The sequence below is a fragment of the Pseudomonas siliginis genome (assembly GCF_024072275.1).
In the GTDB taxonomy this organism is placed as follows: Bacteria; Pseudomonadota; Gammaproteobacteria; order Pseudomonadales; family Pseudomonadaceae; genus Aquipseudomonas; species Aquipseudomonas siliginis.
In genome coordinates, this window is sequence record NZ_CP099598.1 from 3450156 (window position 1) to 3467540 (window position 17385).

Sequence of the window (17385 nt, forward strand, 5' to 3'; positions counted from 1 at the left end):
TTGCGCGCCCAGATTCACCAACGCATTTTGTCCCGCGCGGCGTACCATAGCGCCATCTCCCCTTACGTCAGGAAGACGCCATGCTGTACCGAATCGCCGCCGACGGGCTGGTGCTGTTTCACTTGTGTTTCATCTTGTTCGTACTGTTCGGCGGGCTGCTGGTGCTGCGCTGGCCACGGTTGATGTGGCTGCACCTGCCGGCGGCTGCCTGGGGCGTAGCGGTCGAGGTGTTGCACCTGACTTGTCCGTTGACCTACTGGGAAAACCTCATGCGCCACGCGGCCGGGCAGACCGAATACGCCGGCGGTTTCATTGAGCATTACATCTGGCCGATCATCTACCCGGCCGGTCTGACGCCGCAGATTCAACTGGCACTTGGCAGCGTGGTACTGGCGGTCAACCTGTTGGTGTACGCACGACTGCTGCGCTCGTGGAAACTGCGCCGGGCCCGGCGCATTCCGTTTTAACGCGAGGCCGGTTTCAACGTTTCCAGCCACTGCGGATCGAAGCGTGGCTGGTCAGGATCAAGGCCCAGCGCCTGCATCCGCGCCTTGTGCTGTGCGACTTCGTCACGCAGTTGTCCATGATCGCTGGAGTTGCCGTCCAGCTCATGCATCTGCAGCAGTCCCAAGTGGTAGAAACGCAGCACCTTCATCGCCGTCGGATCGTTGTTCTGCGCCGCCGCTGTTACCTGATGCATCACATTGGTGATGCTCATCAGATTGCGCTTGAGGCGCCAGCTGTACACCGCCGGAGCCATCCAGGTCTGATGCCAGAAACGTCCGCGCAACAGCGCCGCCGTCAGCAGAAACGCCACAAATACCCCGCCCACGTTGAATCGCAGATTATCCCCATCGGGCTCGCCAAATACCGCCACCGCGACAGACGAAAACAGCATGGCCAGCAGCAGAAACAGCACGGCGATGATAATCGTGCTGCGGCGGGTCTGCTGACGAAAGGTAGCGGGGTCCATCGGCTGAATCTCGAACATCGAAAATGACTTCCTTGAGTGACAAAACGCGCAACGGAAAAAACTCGCCGGCGCATTATCGCATCGCACCGGGTTTTAGCTATGCTGGAGCTCCTTTTCATCTTTTCAAAGTCCAACGGGACATGGCGGTATAGCGCAGATCGTGCCATCTTCATTCATGGATACACACTATTCGGATGCCATCCGCTGCGTTGTGGATGACATCGTTTTAAGGATCACTGCATGACCCAACGACACGTAATCAATGCCTCGGTCAGCCCGAAAGGCAGTCTGGAAACCCTTTCTCAACGTGAAGTCCAGCAACTGAGCGAAGCCGGATCCGGCAGCACTTATACCCTCTTCCGCCAGTGCGCCCTGGCCATCCTCAACACCGGCGCGCATGTCGACAATGCCAAGACCATCCTCGAAGCCTACAAGGACTTCGAAATCCGTATTCACCAACAGGATCGCGGCGTACGCCTGGAGCTGCTGAACGCTCCGGCGGACGCGTTCGTCGACGGCGAGATGATCGCCAGCACCCGCGAAATGCTCTTCAGCGCCCTGCGCGACATCGTCTACACCGAGAACGAACTCGACAGCCAACGCATCGACCTGAGCAATTCCCAAGGCATCAGCGACTACGTGTTCCATCTGCTGCGCAACGCGCGCACCCTGCGCCCGGGCGTCGAGCCGAAGATCGTGGTGTGCTGGGGCGGCCACTCGATCAATACCGAAGAATACAAATACACCAAGAAAGTCGGCCACGAACTGGGCCTGCGCAGCCTCGACATCTGCACTGGTTGCGGCCCTGGCGTGATGAAAGGTCCGATGAAGGGCGCGACCATTGCCCATGCCAAACAACGCATTCACGGCGGTCGCTACCTCGGCCTGACCGAGCCAGGCATCATCGCCGCCGAAGCGCCGAACCCGATCGTCAATGAGCTGGTGATCCTGCCGGACATCGAAAAACGTCTGGAAGCCTTCGTCCGTGTCGGCCACGGCATCATCATTTTCCCGGGCGGCGCCGGTACGGCCGAAGAGTTCCTGTACCTGCTCGGCATCCTGATGCACCCGGACAATGAAGGTCTGCCGTTCCCGGTGATCCTCACCGGGCCGAAGCATGCCGCGCCGTATCTGGAACAGCTGGATGCGTTTGTCATCGCGACCCTCGGCGAAGAAGCCAAACAGCATTACGAGATCATCATCGATGATCCGGCCGAAGTGGCGCGGCAGATGACTCAAGGCTTGAAAGCGGTGAAGCAGTTCCGCCGCGAGCGTAACGATGCGTTTCATTTCAACTGGCTGTTGAAGATCGATGAGGGCTTCCAGCGTCCGTTCGATCCGACCCACGAAAACATGGCCAACCTGAAACTGCACCGCGACCAGCCACCGCATGAACTGGCGGCCAATCTGCGTCGGGCGTTTTCCGGGATCGTCGCCGGTAACGTCAAGGACAAGGGCATTCGCCTGATCGAAGAGCACGGGCCGTATCAGATCCGTGGCGATGCGGCGATCATGCAGCCGCTTGATGCACTGCTCAAAGCCTTCGTCGCCCAGCACCGGATGAAACTTCCGGGTGGCGCGGCGTATGTGCCTTGCTACCGGGTCGTCGCATAATCTCAAGCCGTCACAAAAGCCCAATGTGGGAGCTGGCTTGCCAGCGATAGCGGTCTTTCATTCAACAGAGACGTTGAATCAGATGACGCTTTCGCGAGCAAGCTCGCTCCCACAGGATTTATGGTGTGCCGCAAATTGTAGTCACAACCTGAATCCCATTGTGGGAGCGAGCCTGCTCGCGAAGAGGCCCAAGAAAAACACATCAGTCTCTCAGGCTATCCACCAACCGCCCAGCCAACGCTTTGGCCTGCGCAGCGACGTCCGTCACCGCCGTACTCTCCCACCACATCCCGCGCAACGGCGGTCCCATGGCAAACAGCTGACTACTCACGCGCCCTTCGGCATCCACCACTGCGCCGTCCTTTGCTCTAATCCCCAGCGCCAGCGGCCCCGGCCGCACCAGCCCCCGCGCCAGCAACTGCTGTGGCAACGGTCGTGCGACTCGCCGCCAGTCGTATTCAATACCGCTGGAGTTGATCAGCGCCGCACCACTCACAGTAGATGTTTCAGCCTCACCCCGAGGACGGATGCGAATGGTCACAGCATCGCCAGAGCCGGGCTCAATGCCCTTGAATGACGCGGCGTGAATGCGCAAGCGTCCTTCCTTGTGCAGCCGTTCGATCAACTCGGCACTCAGTGGCGGCGAACGATGGTGGTGACTCTCCCACCATGGCCGTACATGCCGTACGAATTGTCGACGCTGCACGTCAGTCGCCTGACTCCACAACCGCGCGATATGCGCGCGAACCGTATCCAGCGGCGCCTGCCAGTCGATGCCTTGGGCGATTGCGTCGCGACAATGTCGGCGCAATTCGCGCACCAACTGGCGTGGCGTGCGGATGCTGTGATCTGCTGCCAGAAAATCCACCCAGGCCGGCGGTTGACGGCGCACGTGCGGCAGCAGGCCATGCCGGGAGAACACCTCGATCGGCCCGCGATGGCCGGCCTGCTCCAGCGACACCACGGCATCGACCATGGTCAGACCGGAGCCGATGATCAGCACGGTGGACTGCGGGTCGAGTTCGCGCATGGCCGCCACATCCCAGGGATCAAGCGCGGCGGCATTAAGGCCACTGGAGTGCGTCTGCGGCGTGCGGGCGGCGGGAAACATGCCGGTGGCCAGCACCGCCTGCGATCCACGCAAAATCCGGCCATCGCTCAAGGTGAGCTGCATTGAGCCGGTCCCGCTTTGCAAGTCGACGGCTTCAGCACAGATGTGTTCTACGGTCGAACCTTGCAGCGCGCCCACCGCCCGGGCCTCAGCCAGACGCTGTTGCACATAGACCCCGAAAAGGCCGCGCGGCGGAAACAGCTCACTGACCGGCACGTCCTGCTCGGCAGATTCCGGCCAGCCGCCGCCGGCAATATGCGCGGTCAGCCACTGCGTCAGATCATCAGGATTATCCGGATCGACGCTCATCCGCGCCGCGTTGCCGTTCAGCGTATGTCCCAACTCGACTGCGCTGTAAGCCTCGCCCCGGCCCAGTTCAGGACGAGGCTCGATGATCACAGTTCTCCGTTGTCCAGGCAGACGTAGCAACTGCACCGCCAGCATCGTGCCGCTGAGGCCGCCGCCGATGATCAGAATGTCCGCAGGCTGCTCCATTCAGATCACCACATTACGCACGAACCGCGCAGCCACATCGCCATCGTTGCGGTAGGCATGCGGCTGATTGCTGGCGAACATGAAAAACTCTCCTTTGTTGATGTACTGCGGCTGATCGCCGAGCATCAGCGTCAGGCAACCCTCAAATACGTAGATCTGCTCGCTCCAGCCATCGGCGTCCGGTTGTGACGGATAAACTTCGCCCGGTTGCAGGCACCACTCCCATTGCTCGACTTCGCGGCTCGCGGTGGCTTTGGACAGTAGCACGGCTCTGCTGCCGGGAATCGTGCCCGCCCAGGCAACCTCATTGATCCGGCTCGGGTCGCGCGCATCGTGCGCCTGGATCAGATCACTGAACGCAACGTCGAGCGCTTCGGCGACGCGATCAAGCGTGGTCAGGCTGACATTCTTTTCCCCCGCCTCGATCGCCACCAGCATCCGTCGGCTGACCCCGGACTTTTCCGCCAGTGCGGTCTGGCTCATATCCGCCGCATGGCGCAGGCGTCGAACGTTCTGGCTGACGTGTTGCAGGACGGAGGCTCGCTGGGTCGAATCTTTGTGCACTATATTGCTCACTCGGTGGGGTTGGGCAGTATACTGCGCAACGTTGGCGGCATTGTGCGGCCTCCCTTTTAATGTGCGCAAGGTCATGATGTCGCCAAACAATTCTGCGTCCCGAATCCGCTTTTCCCGCTTCAGCAAAGCCGAGTGCGTGCTGGTGCTGATCACCATGATCTGGGGCGGCACGTTTCTGATTGTGCAACATGCCATGACGGTCAGCGGCCCGATGTTTTTTGTCGGCCTGCGCTTTGCGGCCGCGGCGGCGATCGTGGCGATGTTCTCCTGGCGTCATCTGCGCGAACTGACCTTGTTCGAAGTGAAGGCCGGGTCGTTCATCGGCGTGGCGATCATGCTCGGTTACGGCCTTCAGACGGTCGGGCTGCAAAGTATTCCGAGCAGCCAGTCGGCGTTCATTACCGCGCTGTATGTGCCGTTTGTGCCGCTGCTGCAATGGCTGGTACTTGGCCGTCGCCCAGGATTGATGCCGAGCATCGGTATCATGTTGGCGTTTACCGGGTTGATGCTGTTGTCGGGTCCTTCGGGGGCGGCGTTGAATTTCAGTCCGGGAGAAATTGCGACCTTGATCAGCGCCGTTGCGATTGCGGCCGAGATCATCTTGATCAGCACATTCGCCGGACAGGTTGATGTGCGGCGGGTGACGGTGGTGCAACTGGCGGTGACGGCGGTGTTGTCGTTCTTGCTGGTGGTCCCGACCGGTGAAGTGATTCCGGACTTTTCCTGGTTGTTGCTGGTGACCGCTTTGGGTCTGGGCGCAGCAAGTGCGGCGATTCAGGTGGCGATGAACTGGGCGCAGAAGAGTGTTTCGCCGACTCGGGCGACGTTGATCTATGCCGGTGAACCGGTGTGGGCCGGGATTGTCGGACGGATTGCCGGAGAGCGCTTGCCGGCGATTGCACTGGTGGGCGCCGGGCTGATTGTGGCGGCGGTGATTGTCAGTGAGTTGAAGACCAAGGGAAGGACCACCGAGGCAGAAGCTGAGCTGGAGCGGGAAACGCAGGCGTGACCCGCAATCTTTTCTGGCTGCTCGCGAAAGCGCCGCACCATTGTTGCCTCTGAAACAACGCCAAACACAAAATTCCAGACTACTTTGTAGGATTCTGAGACATCCTCGCGTTTGGTGATCAGGGAGCTGGCACGTATGATGCTTCACAAACTTCCGCAGATTAGAAGCCTATGTCCCTGATAGTTCTACTGCTTCTGCCGTTCATCGGCAGCTGTCTGGCAGCGGTGCTGCCGCACAATGCGCGCAATGCCGAATCGCTGCTGGCGGGTCTGGTCGCTTTGATCGGCACCGTTCAGGTCGCGATGCTGTACCCGCAAATCGCCCACGGTGGCGTGATCCGCGAAGAATTCATGTGGCTGCCCAGCCTCGGGCTGAACTTCATTTTGCGCATGGACGGCTTCGCCTGGCTGTTCTCGATGCTGGTGCTCGGCATCGGCACACTTGTCTCCTTATATGCCCGTTATTACATGTCGCCGGACGATCCGGTGCCGCGCTTTTTCGCATTTTTTCTGGCGTTCATGGGCGCCATGCTCGGGCTGGTGATCTCCGGCAACCTGATTCAGATCGTGTTCTTCTGGGAGCTGACCAGCCTCTTCTCGTTCCTGCTGATCGGCTACTGGCACCACCGCGCCGATGCGCGGCGCGGGGCTTATATGGCGCTGATGGTCACCGGTGCCGGCGGGTTATGTCTGCTGGCGGGGGTCATGATTCTCGGCCATGTCGTCGGCAGCTATGACCTGGACAAGGTCCTGGCCGCCGGCGATCTGATTCGTGCACATGCCCTCTACCCTGTTCTCTTGCCACTCATCCTGATCGGCGCGCTGAGCAAAAGCGCGCAATTCCCGTTTCACTTCTGGCTGCCCCACGCGATGGCGGCACCGACGCCCGTCTCGGCCTATCTGCACTCGGCGACCATGGTCAAGGCCGGGGTTTTCCTTTTGGCACGTCTGTGGCCGTCGCTGTCCGGCAGTGAGGAATGGTTCTACATCGTCAGCGGAGCGGGCGCCTGTACGCTATTGCTTGGCGCGTACTGCGCGATGTTCCAGAACGATCTCAAAGGTTTGCTGGCCTACTCGACCATCAGCCATCTCGGTCTGATCACCTTGCTCCTGGGCCTCAATAGTTCACTGGCCGCAGTGGCAGCAGTTTTTCACATTCTCAACCACGCGACGTTCAAAGCCTCGCTGTTCATGGCCGCCGGCATCATCGACCACGAAAGCGGCACCCGTGATATCCGCAAGCTCAGCGGTCTGATCAAACTGATTCCCTATACGGCGACGCTGGCCATGGTCGCCAGTGCCTCAATGGCCGGCGTGCCGCTGCTCAACGGTTTCCTGTCGAAAGAAATGTTCTTCGCCGAAACCGTGTTCATCAACGCCACCGCGTGGGTCGAGACCAGTCTGCCAATCGTCGCGACCATCGCCGGCATGTTCAGCGTTGCCTATTCCCTGCGTTTCACCGTCGACGTGTTCTTCGGCCCCACCGCCACTGACCTGCCACACACGCCGCACGAGCCGCCGCGCTGGATGCGCGCCCCGGTCGAGTTGCTGGTCTTCACCTGTCTGCTGGTGGGGATTTTCCCGGCGCAGATCGTCGGGCCATTACTCGCCGCTGCGGCACTGCCGGTGGTCGGTGGTGAGTTGCCGGAATACAGCCTGGCCATTTGGCACGGTTTGAACGCACCGATGATCATGAGCCTGATCGCCATGTCCGGCGGCATCATCCTCTATCTGCTGCTGCGCAAGCAGTTCAAGCTCGGCCATTTCAAGTATCCGCCGCTGGTCGGCCGCTTCAACGGCAAGCGTTTGTTCGAGCGCAGTCTGGTCGTGATGATGCGCATCGCCCGGCGCGTCGAGCGGCGCCTCGGCACCAAGCGCTTGCAGATGCAGCTGTTCCTGATGGTTTCGGCCGCCGTGCTCGCCGGTCTGATCCCGATGCTGCACAGCACGCTGACCTGGGGCGACCGGCCGAAAATACCTGGTTCCATCGTCTTCGTGACCCTGTGGCTGTTGGCGATCGCCTGTGCGCTCGGCGCCGCATGGCAGGCCAAATATCACCGTCTCGCTGCACTGACCATGGTCAGCGTCTGTGGCCTGATGACCTGCGTGACCTTCGTCTGGTTCTCCGCGCCTGATCTGGCGCTGACGCAACTGGCGGTCGAAGTGGTGACCACGGTGTTGATCCTGCTTGGTCTGCGCTGGTTGCCGAGACGCATCGAAGAAGTCTCACCACTGCCAGGCAGCCTGCGCAAGGCGCGTATCCGTCGTCTGCGCGACTTGCTGCTGTCGATTGCGGTCGGTGCGGGGATGGCGCTGTTGTCCTACGCCATGCTCACCCGGCAGACGCCGAACCATATTTCCTCTTTCTACCTCAGTCGCGCCCTGCCCGAGGGCGGCGGCAGCAACGTCGTCAACGTGATGCTGGTGGACTTCCGTGGCTTCGACACCCTCGGTGAAATCACCGTGCTGGTCGCCGTGGCGCTCACCGTGTTCGCCCTGCTGCGCCGCTTCCGCCCGCCGAAGGAAAGCCTGCAGTTGCCGGCGCAGCAACGCCTGCTCGCGCCCGACGTGGTCACCGATCTGGTCAACCCGCGTTCGGCCAGCGACACCGCGCTCGGCTTCATGATGGTGCCGGCGGTGCTAGTGCGCCTGCTGCTGCCTGTCGCGCTGGTGGTGTCGTTTTACCTGTTCATGCGCGGGCACAATCAGCCGGGCGGCGGTTTTGTCGCCGGGCTGGTGATGTCGGTGGCTTTTATCCTGCAATACATGGTTGCCGGCACGCAGTGGGTCGAGGCGCAAATGAGCCTGCGCCCATTGCGCTGGATGGGCACCGGTCTGCTGTTCGCCACCGCCACCGGTCTCGGTGCGATGCTGGTCGGCTATCCGTTCCTCACCACTCACACCTGGCACATCAGCGTGCCGGTGCTGGGCGACATCCATATCGCCAGTGCGCTGTTCTTCGACATCGGCGTGTACGCCGTGGTGGTCGGGTCGACGCTGCTGATTCTCACCGCCCTCGCCCACCAATCGGTGCGCGGCCACAAGACGGCCTCGCTGCCCAAGTCAGTCGCCAGCAAAGGAGCCGTCTGATGGAAGAAGTCATCGCAATCGCCATCGGCATTCTCGCCGCGTCCGGGGTCTGGCTGATCCTGCGCCCGCGTACCTTTCAGGTGGTCATGGGCCTGTGTCTGTTGTCGTATGCGGTCAACCTGTTCATTTTCAGCATGGGCAGCCTGTTCATCGGCAAGGAGCCGGTGATCAAGGACGGCGTGACCCAGGACTTGCTGCATTACACCGACCCGCTGCCCCAGGCGCTGGTGCTGACGGCGATCGTCATCAGCTTCGCCATGACCGCACTGTTCCTCGTCGTATTGCTCGCCTCGCGCGGCTTGACCGGCACCGACCATGTCGACGGCCGGGAGCCTAAAGAATGATGGCGATGACTCACCTGATCGCTGCACCGATCCTGCTGCCGCTGCTGACCGCCGCAATCATGCTGATGCTCGGCGAGAAACACCGGCCGCTGAAGGCGAAAATCAACCTGTTCTCCAGCCTCCTCGGCCTGTTTATTTCAGTGATGCTGCTGCAATGGACGCAGACCACCGGGGTGCCCGGCTCCATCGGTGTGTACCTGCCGGGCAACTGGCAGGCACCGTTCGGCATCGTCCTGGTGGTTGATCGTCTGTCGGCACTGATGCTGGTGCTGACCGGCGTTATCGGCGTCAGCGCGTTGCTGTTTGCCATGGCCCGCTGGGACGGCGCCGGCTCAAGCTTTCACGCTCTGTTCCAGATCCAGCTGATGGGCCTGTATGGCGCGTTCCTGACGGCGGATCTGTTCAACCTGTTCGTATTCTTCGAAGTGTTGCTCGCGGCATCCTATGGTTTGTTGCTGCACGGCTCGGGCCGGGCGCGGGTGTCGTCGGGGTTGCATTACATTTCGATCAACCTGTTGGCATCGTCACTGTTTTTGATCGGCGCTGCATTGATCTACGGGGTGACCGGCACGCTGAACATGGCCGATCTGGCGATGAAAATCCCGCTGGTGCCGGAAGCCGATCGTGGTCTGCTGCACGCTGGCGCGGGGATTCTAGCGGTAGCGTTTCTGGCCAAGGCTGGGATGTGGCCGCTGAATTTCTGGCTGGTGCCGGCTTATTCATCCGCCAGCGCGCCGGTGGCGGCAATGTTCGCGATCATGACCAAGGTCGGCGTCTACACCCTGCTGCGCTTGTGGACCCTGTTGTTTTCCGGTCAGGCCGGCGCCTCGGCATTCTTCGGCGGCGACTGGCTCATCTACGGCGGCATGGCGACCATGGCTTGCGCAGGGCTGGCGATTATCGCCGCGCAACGCCTGGAGCGTATGGCCAGCCTGAGCATTCTGGTGTCGGCAGGCATCCTGCTCTCGGCGATCGGCTTCGCCCAGCCGAACCTGATCGGCGCTGCGCTGTTCTATCTGGTCAGCTCGACCCTGGCGCTGAGCGCGCTGTTCCTCTTGGCCGAACTGATCGAGCGCTCGCGCTCGGCCAACGAAATTCCGCTGGAGGACGAAAGCGAACTGCTTCCGCGCCCGCAAGAATCGCTGCAACCGCCCAAGGGCATCAACCTCGACGACGAACAGAAAGCCGTGGTCGGTCAGGTCATCCCGTGGACCATGGCCTTTCTCGGTTTGAGCTTTATCGCCTGCGCGCTGTTGATCATCGGCATGCCACCGCTCTCCGGATTTATCGGCAAGCTCAGCCTGATCGGGGCATTGCTCAACCCGTCGGGACTTGGCACTGCGGCGCCGCTGCCTCCCGGTGCATGGGGATTGCTGGCCCTGTTGATCCTGACCGGTCTGGCCTCCCTCATGGCCTTCTCTCGCCTGGGTATCCAGCGCTTCTGGACGCCGGAGGAGCGCCCGTCACCACTGCTGCGCAAACTCGAATGCGCGCCGATTTTTCTGCTGCTCGGGCTGAGCATTGTTCTGACGTTCAAGGCTGAACCGCTGTTGCGCTACACCCAGGCTACGGCCGATGCGCTGAACAATCCGCAGCAATATGTGCTCGCAGTTCTCGGTACACGTGCGGTGCCGAGCCCGCAAGCCAGAGCCGACATGCTCGAGGTGCAGCCATGAATCGACTGTTTCCGGCTCCGTGGTTATCACTGGCGCTGTGGGTCTTGTGGCTGACCCTGAACCTGTCCGTCAGCCCGGGCAACCTGCTGCTCGGCGCCGCGCTGGGTTTCGCCGCGCCGCTGATGATGCGCAAATTGCGGCCGAAACGTGCGCGCATTCGCAATCCGATGGCCGTGCTGCGCCTGTTTCTCCTGGTCGGTCGTGACGTGATCATGTCCAACCTGATCGTCGCCTGGGGCGTACTCAACGCCGGACGGCGCCCGCCCAACTCATGCTTTATCAAGGTGCCGCTCGATCTGCGCGATGCTCATGGTCTGGCGGCACTGGCGATGATCTGCACCGTGGTGCCCGGCACCGTATGGTCGGAGCTGGCGCTGGACCGCAGCGTTCTGTTGCTGCACGTCTGGGACCTGCACGACGAGGCGCAGTTCATCGAGCACTTCAAAAGCACCTACGAGCGACCGTTGATGGAGATTTTCGAATGAGCCCATTGCTTTCGAATGCGATTCTGCTGACGTTGTTTCTGTACTGCGTGGCGATGACGCTGACGCTGGTGCGCTTGTTCAAAGGCCCGTCAGCGCAGGATCGGGTACTGGCGCTGGATTACCTGTATATCGTCGCCATGCTGATGATGCTGACCCTGGGCATTCGCTACGCCAGTGATACCTACTTTGAAGCGGCGCTGCTGATCGCGCTGTTCGGCTTCGTCGGCTCGTTTGCCCTGGCGAAATTCCTGCTGCGTGGCGAGGTGATCGAATGAATGCCGAATTGTCTTTGTGGGTCGAGATTCCGGTGGCGGTCCTGCTGGTGCTCAGCGGCGTGTTTACCCTGCTGGGCGCAACCGGATTGCTGCGCATGAAGGATTACTTCCAGCGTATGCATCCGCCAGCGCTGGCGTCGACAATCGGTGCCTGGTGTGTGGCACTGGCGTCGATCATCTGCTTTTCAGCGCTGAAGTCCGGGCCAGTGGTGCATGCCTGGCTGATTCCGGTTCTGTTGGCCATCACCGTGCCAGTGACCACCCTGCTGCTGGCGCGGGCGGCGTTGTTCCGCAAGCGGATGGCCGGGGATGATGTGCCGGCTGAGGTGAGCAGTCGTCAGACTGAAAGTGGTAACTGATGATCATGTGGCGCCTGTGATGGCGCCATCGCTACACCAGAAATCCGCTCTCCCATGTGTGGGAGCGAGCCTGCTCGCGAAGCGGCCAGTCGGGGCGTCGCAAATTCCGGATCAGCTCAAACCCAAGCCACCGCCAACAACCCCGCCCCCAGCAGCGCACACAACGGCGAATACACCCAGGTATCGAGGCGCGCGAATCGCGAATCCTTCACTTCCTTGAAAAATCCGACCAGGTTCGAATCACCGATCGCTCGGGCGAACATCAACAACGCAATCGCGCTGATCACCCATTGCAGTGCCTTGTGCTGCACCGCCGGCACGCCCCAACCGACCCGCATGCAAACCAGCGCGGCAATTATCAGCAACGCAGCGGCGACTGCCAGCGTCAGCCAGCCTGAGGGCTTGAAGGCCGGGCGTACCGAGGCCACGAAGCCCGACACCGGCACCTGCGGCACCACCACCGCAGCCGCCCATTGCCCACCCAACGCCCAATACACGTGCATCAGGCCGATTGCCGCGAACACAGTCACCAGCCATTGAGCCAACACAAAGGTCATGGTTGAAATCCTTCAAAGGGATTTGAACAAACCATCCTAGTCGGATTTTTTGCCCCTGCACGACCGGTCGGCGGTGCGCTGCGTTGACCGCGTTATTTCAGATCAGCCATCACCTTGTCAGCCACATCCTTGGGTAACCAGGCCTGCCACACGTCCGGATGCGCTTTCATGAACGCGACCGCCGCCTCACGAGGTGCGGTGTGCTTGTCACTCATCTCCGCCAATGCCTTGTTCAGTGGCTCGATGGGAAAATCGACCTTGCTGAAGAATTCGGCAATTTGCGGGTTCTGCTTTTGAAACGGCGTAGACACGCCAATCGACAGCTTCGATGCCAGCGAGCGGGTTGGTTTCGGATTGGGATTATCGGCATCTGTCAGCGTCTTCCACGCCTCGGCATCGAACGGCGGCTCTTCCAGCTGCACCAGTTTGAATTTGCCAAGCAGCGGCGTCGGCGACCAGTAATAGAACAACACCGGTTTGCCGCGACGAATCGAAGAGCTGATCTCGGCATCCAGCGCAGCGCCGGAGCCGCTGCGGAAGTTGGTGTAGTCGTCCTGCAAGCCATACGCCGTGAGCTTCTGCTTGTTGACCACTTCCGAAGTCCAGCCGATCGGGCTGTTGAGGAAACGCCCTTTGCCCGGGCTTTCCGGGTCTTTGAACACGTCCTTGTATTTCTTCAGATCAGTGACACTGCGCAGATCCGGCGCCAGCGGCTTGATGCCTTTGGCCGGATCGCCCTTGATCACGTACTCCGGCACCCACCAGCCTTCAGTGGCGCCTTTTACCGTATCGCCCAGGCCGACCACTTTGCCCTCGGCTTCGGCCTTGACCCAGACCGGACTGCGTCCGGCCCACTCCTCGCCAATCACCTGGATGTCATTGTTGGCCAGCGCGGTCTCAAGCGTGATGGTGGTCCCGGGCAAAGTGTCGGTCGGCAGGCCATAGCCTTTCTCGACGATAACCCGCAGCACCTCGGTAATCAGGCTGCCGCTTTCCCAGTTCAGGTCGGCAAAGTGGATCGGCGCCTGTGCCGCCTGCAGCGATTGCGCTGACGTCAGCAAACCAAAGGTGGCCACGCTGGCGGCCAGTAACCGTCGAAATCCGTTCATGCATCGCACCTCGTGCTGTTCACAGCAATGGCAGTTGGCCTGACAGAAACGCAAGCCTCTGAATGACTCAGTCAACTGACTTTAGCCGAGGTTCCTGCTTTTTCCGGGGTCCGCTGCGTGCGAGGTTACGTTTCAGACTTTTCCTGCAGGCTTTGCAGCTCACGTCTGACCATGCTGGCGTATGCCGCCGGTTGCAATGCATAGAGCTGCGACGCTACCCAACTCAGCCAGGCACCTTGCAGTTCGGCCTTGCGGGCGAACAAGCGCTGAGCTTCTTCGCGTGCGCTGTCGAGATTTTGCGCATGGAAATCCGCGCGCTTCACTCGCTGGCCTTGAAGGTCACCAGCTCGCCCTTGCGCCATTTGGCGGCTTTGGCAGTGACGGCTTTGAGGGTTTTGGTCAAACCTTCCTGCAGCTGCTCATTGGCGGCGAACACGGTGACGACGCTATGGCCTTCCTTGAACAGGATCGCGTGACCGTCGGCCGTGCTGACAAAGGCGTAATCGCCCAGGCCGTAGACCGTCAGTTTGATGTCGCGAAAACGAATGTCCATCTTGCCGCCTTCACGGCTGGGCAAAACTGACGCGATGAAATGGTCGCCAACCTTGAGTTTGAGTCCCGGTTTGTCATCGACTACCAATGCACTTTCGGTGTCGATTTCGGCGATGTAAATGCCTTCGGCGTTTTGCTCGGTGATGTAAACAAAACGTGATTGGAATTGCTTGACCAGCTTTGCACGCAAATCACCCAGCACGAACAAAGCATGCATATCGAGGTTACTGACTGCCAAAGAAACATCCCCACATTTGAAAAACCGCGCAGCGAAAAACGCCCACGGCAAAGAAACGGCCAGGCCGATGAAAACTGCAAAAACATTCAAACACCCGAAGCGAGCAAAGCACTCTTGAATCGCGAGGTTCGTAGACTACTGGATTGTCATTAGTGAAACCTGCTCTGAAATCGCCAAAGCTTGAAGGAAAACGCCTCAAGTGCGACTAGAGCAATTCTGACTACGAACTTCAGGGAAATTTCTCACGAAAAAAAGCACTTTTCCGACATATCGCTGGCGAAAAATTGCTTTAGATAAGCCCGGTCGTCAATAGGTACTGGCGATTCTAGAGCAGCGATGCTCATTACGACTACCCGCAACGGCCGTTAAATCCCGGCCGACTGATGAAAAGGACTTCATATGTGCACTTTGACTCATTTTGCCACGTCGGCTGACGCGCGAATCACCCCATCTCTGACGATGAAGGTTGCCGAACTCGACAACCTTCCGACATCTTCTAACAATCATCGAACCCCGCACTTTCAAGTGGTGCCGGCAGGTATTGCGTTCTTTCACATCAAGGAGATATCCACGGGACGTGTCAGAGGTTTCCGCGGCAATCACAACGAAGCCTGCGCCCTTGCCCGCTCGCTTGAATCAAAAATCGAACTCCGCGCCAGCGCCTGCCTCTGATAAGGGAGTGAACGAACAAGCCGTACCGGCACCAACCCAGGAGTAGATGATGGAACTGCCAACCGAGCTTAACCTGACCACCCTTTTCGAACAGCTGGGCCTTCCTTCCGATGAAGCGTCGATCAATGACTTTGTCGAAGCCCATCCGCTGGACTCTGATACCAAACTCATCGAGGCCGATTTCTGGTCGGCTCAACAGGCGCAATTACTCAAAGAGTGGCTGCGTGCTGACGGTGAGGAAGCGGTAATTGTCGATGAGCTGAACGTCCGCCTGCATCGCGGCAAATAAGGGCGATCAGTGCAGGCTGTCGCCGGGCTCGATGTTCAATTGTTCGAGCCAGGCAGCCTTGCACTCCTCCGCTTCATCGCGACTGGCGAAGGCTGTGCCGCGTCGCTCACCGTTGAGCAAAACCACCCAGCACACACTGCGCCCCATCGCGCGTAAGCCGGCCGGAACACCGCTGCCGATCATCACTGCCACGTCTACCCTGCACTGCATGTGCCCTCCGAAATAATTAGCTACCTAACTAAGTCGCAGGTTAAAGCTTTCCTTCGAGAGGAAACAGCAACCGCCGTGCACAGATTCATTGCGTCAACGGTAACAATCTCAGCGTGGATTCTCCGGTTTGTAGCCCAGCCGCAATCCGCCCCAATGCCGGCCCTTGATCATGATCGGCACCGAAAGATCATGCATCAGCTCACCCGTATCGCGCGTGTAAGTCTGCAGCAAAACTGGTTGTTGATGGCTGCCGCAACGGATACCGGTGCGGTCAGCGAATTTGCGTTTGGTGCGGTTATTTACCGTGTCGACCTGCACATCACCGGTCAACGGCTGGCTGAATGCCTGGTTATGCGTCGGCACATAACCCTGCTGCGTGCAGGCGATCGCGAAAACCAAACCTTCATGACGCGTTAACAGAGGCTCTTGAATCGCGGGCAAGACCTGATCTGTGTACTGATCAAACCTGGTTTGAAATTTGGCTGGTTCGGTGCCCGGAATCAGCTGGTAGCTGCGATCGAACAGGTCATCCAGACTGATCCGCCCCTGCTCGACATCCTCTTCGAAGCGCGCTGCGATCAGGCTCGCACCTTCGCGCGCCAGGTCATAAATGCGCTGGTGATAGTCGTCCAGACCGACTTCGGCCAAGCGTTCGCTGATGGTTTCCGCCTGCCCTTCCATATGCACCGCTGCCTCGGCGAGGCGGCGGGTCTGCTGATCGCTGATCGCCAGATCGCTACGCATTTGCTCAATCGCGCTGAACAGCGCATCAAGCTGCTCGCGATTGGTTTGCGCGCCACGGGCGATTTCGCTGACCTGGGTTTCCACTCCGGCGGCAAGTCGCGCGATGTTCTCCAGATGCTGACCGGTGTGCTCGACCTGTTCGACGCCGGTATGCAGATCACTCGACAACTCGCGAATCTGCGCCACCACTTGCGCGGTGCGCTGCTGAATGTCAGCGACCATCTCACCGACCTCACCCGTGGCCGCCGCCGTACGCGCTGCCAGTCCGCGCACCTCGTCGGCGACCACAGCGAAACCGCGACCATGCTCACCGGCACGGGCTGCTTCAATCGCAGCGTTCAACGCTAGCAGATTGGTCTGGCTGGCGATCGACTGAATCACCAGCGTCACCCGCTGAATGTCGTCGCTGCGCACACTCAGGGCCTCGATCAGCTCGCGACTGGCGTTGGCGCGCTGACTGAGTTGCTGCATGCGCGAAATCGAGTCGAGCAGTTCGCTGCGCCCCGCCGCGCTGCTGTGATGCGCTTCGCTGGCGGCGTCCAGCGCGTCGCGACTGAGCTGTGAAGTCGCCTGCTCGGTGGCGATCATCACTTCGGCGTTGCTGACGATCTGCGCCGCCGCGTCGAGTTGCGATTCAAGTTTGCTGGCTAGCGCTTTGACCGAAAACGCCACGCCGGCGGCAGACAGTGCGTTGTGACTGGTGGTGTAGGAGAGATCGCGAGTCAGTGCGGACAATGCGCTCGCACTATCGACCGGGACAGCAGCTGGAACGTTGCGCGAACGTAGGCGCGGCAGCCAGACAATCAGCACCGCCAGCGGCATGCCGAGGTAAAGCGACCATTCGGCCAGAGCCATGCCGGCCAGCAACAGCATCAGAGCGATGCTTTGCAGGGTCGGCGCGATCCAGCGGTTTTTCGGCAAAAGCACTGGTGCAGGCAGCGCCGCAACCAGAGATCCATCTCTCGTCATCTTGATCACCCCACGTTTGTTCTCATTGTTGTGACTGCA

General features: G+C 60.2%; 20 protein-coding genes. 11 read left to right on the forward strand and 9 right to left on the reverse strand.

Features of this window, described 5'->3' with window-relative positions; translation table 11 throughout:
• Positions 1 to 80: 80 nt before the first annotated feature.
• Positions 81 to 467, forward strand: coding sequence for a DUF2784 domain-containing protein (locus NF676_RS15810; protein ID WP_041480792.1), 387 nt, complete (start codon positions 81 to 83; stop codon positions 465 to 467).
• On the opposite strand, the gene NF676_RS15815 is transcribed toward NF676_RS15810, so the two are convergent.
• Positions 464 to 991, reverse strand: a complete 528-nt coding sequence (locus NF676_RS15815) for a DUF3087 domain-containing protein (RefSeq protein WP_095180232.1) — start codon at positions 989 to 991, stop codon at positions 464 to 466. The two genes, NF676_RS15810 and NF676_RS15815, sit on opposite strands and share 4 nt — an antisense overlap.
• A 222-nt stretch (positions 992 to 1213) precedes the next feature.
• On the opposite strand from NF676_RS15815, the gene ppnN reads away from it, so the two are divergent.
• On the forward strand, positions 1214 to 2587 hold the full coding sequence (gene ppnN / locus NF676_RS15820; RefSeq protein WP_056789275.1) for a nucleotide 5'-monophosphate nucleosidase PpnN: 1374 nt from the start codon (positions 1214 to 1216) through the stop codon (positions 2585 to 2587).
• Positions 2588 to 2789: 202 nt separating this feature from the next.
• Here the strand turns inward: ppnN and NF676_RS15825 are convergent, their stop codons facing one another.
• Together NF676_RS15825 and NF676_RS15830 are read right to left on the reverse strand one after the other, a co-directional pair.
• Complete coding sequence (locus NF676_RS15825) at positions 2790 to 4193, reverse strand: FAD/NAD(P)-binding protein (protein WP_252886365.1); 1404 nt, start codon at positions 4191 to 4193, stop codon at positions 2790 to 2792.
• The gene (locus NF676_RS15830) at positions 4194 to 4757 is read right to left on the reverse strand and encodes a helix-turn-helix domain-containing protein (protein WP_056789270.1); all 564 of its coding nucleotides are present in this window, start codon (positions 4755 to 4757) and stop codon (positions 4194 to 4196) included.
• Between the two features lie 85 nt (positions 4758 to 4842).
• Between NF676_RS15830 and NF676_RS15835 the strand changes: the two genes are divergently transcribed.
• From NF676_RS15835 to NF676_RS15865, 7 genes are all read left to right on the forward strand, one after another.
• Entirely contained in the window at positions 4843 to 5778 is a 936-nt protein-coding gene (locus tag NF676_RS15835) for a DMT family transporter (RefSeq protein ID WP_252886366.1), read from the forward strand.
• A gap of 170 nt (positions 5779 to 5948) precedes the next feature.
• Complete coding sequence (locus NF676_RS15840) at positions 5949 to 8867, forward strand: monovalent cation/H+ antiporter subunit A (protein WP_150635048.1); 2919 nt, start codon at positions 5949 to 5951, stop codon at positions 8865 to 8867.
• On the forward strand, positions 8867 to 9211 hold the full coding sequence (locus NF676_RS15845; protein ID WP_016775082.1) for a Na+/H+ antiporter subunit C: 345 nt from the start codon (positions 8867 to 8869) through the stop codon (positions 9209 to 9211). Before NF676_RS15840 ends, NF676_RS15845 begins: the two co-directional genes overlap by 1 nt.
• Entirely contained in the window at positions 9208 to 10887 is a 1680-nt protein-coding gene (locus NF676_RS15850; RefSeq protein ID WP_095180236.1) for a monovalent cation/H+ antiporter subunit D, read from the forward strand. The genes NF676_RS15845 and NF676_RS15850 overlap by 4 nt, the downstream gene beginning before the upstream one ends.
• A complete protein-coding gene (locus NF676_RS15855; RefSeq protein ID WP_041480806.1) occupies positions 10884 to 11372 on the forward strand; it encodes a Na+/H+ antiporter subunit E in 489 nt (162 codons plus the stop codon). The genes NF676_RS15850 and NF676_RS15855 overlap by 4 nt, the downstream gene beginning before the upstream one ends.
• Entirely contained in the window at positions 11369 to 11647 is a 279-nt protein-coding gene (locus NF676_RS15860; protein ID WP_041480807.1) for a K+/H+ antiporter subunit F, read from the forward strand. Before NF676_RS15855 ends, NF676_RS15860 begins: the two co-directional genes overlap by 4 nt.
• On the forward strand, positions 11644 to 12006 hold the full coding sequence (locus NF676_RS15865) for a Na+/H+ antiporter subunit G (protein ID WP_041480808.1): 363 nt from the start codon (positions 11644 to 11646) through the stop codon (positions 12004 to 12006). The genes NF676_RS15860 and NF676_RS15865 overlap by 4 nt, the downstream gene beginning before the upstream one ends.
• Before the next feature lie 116 nt (positions 12007 to 12122).
• On the opposite strand, the gene NF676_RS15870 is transcribed toward NF676_RS15865, so the two are convergent.
• The 4 genes from NF676_RS15870 to NF676_RS15885 form a co-directional block, all read right to left on the reverse strand.
• Complete coding sequence (locus tag NF676_RS15870; RefSeq protein WP_150635046.1) at positions 12123 to 12563, reverse strand: DUF3995 domain-containing protein; 441 nt, start codon at positions 12561 to 12563, stop codon at positions 12123 to 12125.
• 92 nt (positions 12564 to 12655) lie between these two features.
• A complete protein-coding gene (locus NF676_RS15875) occupies positions 12656 to 13672 on the reverse strand; it encodes an ABC transporter substrate-binding protein (RefSeq protein WP_252886367.1) in 1017 nt (338 codons plus the stop codon).
• A gap of 125 nt (positions 13673 to 13797) precedes the next feature.
• Entirely contained in the window at positions 13798 to 13995 is a 198-nt protein-coding gene (locus NF676_RS15880; protein WP_076562405.1) for a hypothetical protein, read from the reverse strand.
• Positions 13992 to 14462: a hypothetical protein gene (locus tag NF676_RS15885; protein ID WP_039763128.1), complete on the reverse strand. Its 471-nt coding sequence runs from the start codon at positions 14460 to 14462 to the stop codon at positions 13992 to 13994. The genes NF676_RS15880 and NF676_RS15885 overlap by 4 nt, the downstream gene beginning before the upstream one ends.
• 459 nt (positions 14463 to 14921) lie before the next feature.
• Between NF676_RS15885 and NF676_RS15890 the strand changes: the two genes are divergently transcribed.
• Both NF676_RS15890 and NF676_RS15895 read left to right on the forward strand, forming a co-directional pair.
• The gene (locus NF676_RS15890) at positions 14922 to 15134 is read left to right on the forward strand and encodes a hypothetical protein (protein ID WP_224787248.1); all 213 of its coding nucleotides are present in this window, start codon (positions 14922 to 14924) and stop codon (positions 15132 to 15134) included.
• 49 nt (positions 15135 to 15183) lie between these two features.
• On the forward strand, positions 15184 to 15423 hold the full coding sequence (locus tag NF676_RS15895) for a DUF2789 family protein (RefSeq protein WP_041480818.1): 240 nt from the start codon (positions 15184 to 15186) through the stop codon (positions 15421 to 15423).
• A gap of 6 nt (positions 15424 to 15429) precedes the next feature.
• Here the strand turns inward: NF676_RS15895 and NF676_RS15900 are convergent, their stop codons facing one another.
• On the reverse strand, positions 15430 to 15633 hold the full coding sequence (locus NF676_RS15900) for a hypothetical protein (RefSeq protein ID WP_016775093.1): 204 nt from the start codon (positions 15631 to 15633) through the stop codon (positions 15430 to 15432).
• Positions 15634 to 15741: 108 nt separating this feature from the next.
• Positions 15742 to 17346: a methyl-accepting chemotaxis protein gene (locus NF676_RS15905; protein WP_252886368.1), complete on the reverse strand. Its 1605-nt coding sequence runs from the start codon at positions 17344 to 17346 to the stop codon at positions 15742 to 15744.
• Between the last annotated feature and the right edge of the window lie 39 nt (positions 17347 to 17385).

Excerpts from the sequence above, each read along its gene's own strand:
- NF676_RS15875 (WP_252886367.1), bottom strand. The coding sequence starts at position 13,672 with ATGAACGGATTTCGACGGTTACTGGCCGCCAGCGTGGCCACCTTTGGT.
- NF676_RS15905 (WP_252886368.1), bottom strand. The coding sequence starts at position 17,346 with ATGACGAGAGATGGATCTCTGGTTGCGGCGCTGCCTGCACCAGTGCTT.
- NF676_RS15840 (WP_150635048.1), top strand. The coding sequence starts at position 5,949 with ATGTCCCTGATAGTTCTACTGCTTCTGCCGTTCATCGGCAGCTGTCTG.
- NF676_RS15850 (WP_095180236.1), top strand. The coding sequence starts at position 9,208 with ATGATGGCGATGACTCACCTGATCGCTGCACCGATCCTGCTGCCGCTG.
- NF676_RS15835 (WP_252886366.1), top strand. The coding sequence starts at position 4,843 with ATGATGTCGCCAAACAATTCTGCGTCCCGAATCCGCTTTTCCCGCTTC.
- NF676_RS15865 (WP_041480808.1), top strand. The coding sequence starts at position 11,644 with ATGAATGCCGAATTGTCTTTGTGGGTCGAGATTCCGGTGGCGGTCCTG.
- ppnN (WP_056789275.1), top strand. The coding sequence starts at position 1,214 with ATGACCCAACGACACGTAATCAATGCCTCGGTCAGCCCGAAAGGCAGT.
- NF676_RS15825 (WP_252886365.1), bottom strand. The coding sequence starts at position 4,193 with ATGGAGCAGCCTGCGGACATTCTGATCATCGGCGGCGGCCTCAGCGGC.
- NF676_RS15860 (WP_041480807.1), top strand. The coding sequence starts at position 11,369 with ATGAGCCCATTGCTTTCGAATGCGATTCTGCTGACGTTGTTTCTGTAC.
- NF676_RS15870 (WP_150635046.1), bottom strand. The coding sequence starts at position 12,563 with ATGACCTTTGTGTTGGCTCAATGGCTGGTGACTGTGTTCGCGGCAATC.
- NF676_RS15900 (WP_016775093.1), bottom strand. The coding sequence starts at position 15,633 with ATGCAGTGCAGGGTAGACGTGGCAGTGATGATCGGCAGCGGTGTTCCG.
- NF676_RS15895 (WP_041480818.1), top strand. The coding sequence starts at position 15,184 with ATGGAACTGCCAACCGAGCTTAACCTGACCACCCTTTTCGAACAGCTG.
- NF676_RS15845 (WP_016775082.1), top strand. The coding sequence starts at position 8,867 with ATGGAAGAAGTCATCGCAATCGCCATCGGCATTCTCGCCGCGTCCGGG.
- NF676_RS15855 (WP_041480806.1), top strand. The coding sequence starts at position 10,884 with ATGAATCGACTGTTTCCGGCTCCGTGGTTATCACTGGCGCTGTGGGTC.
- NF676_RS15815 (WP_095180232.1), bottom strand. The coding sequence starts at position 991 with ATGTTCGAGATTCAGCCGATGGACCCCGCTACCTTTCGTCAGCAGACC.
- NF676_RS15810 (WP_041480792.1), top strand. The coding sequence starts at position 81 with ATGCTGTACCGAATCGCCGCCGACGGGCTGGTGCTGTTTCACTTGTGT.
- NF676_RS15890 (WP_224787248.1), top strand. The coding sequence starts at position 14,922 with ATGAAGGTTGCCGAACTCGACAACCTTCCGACATCTTCTAACAATCAT.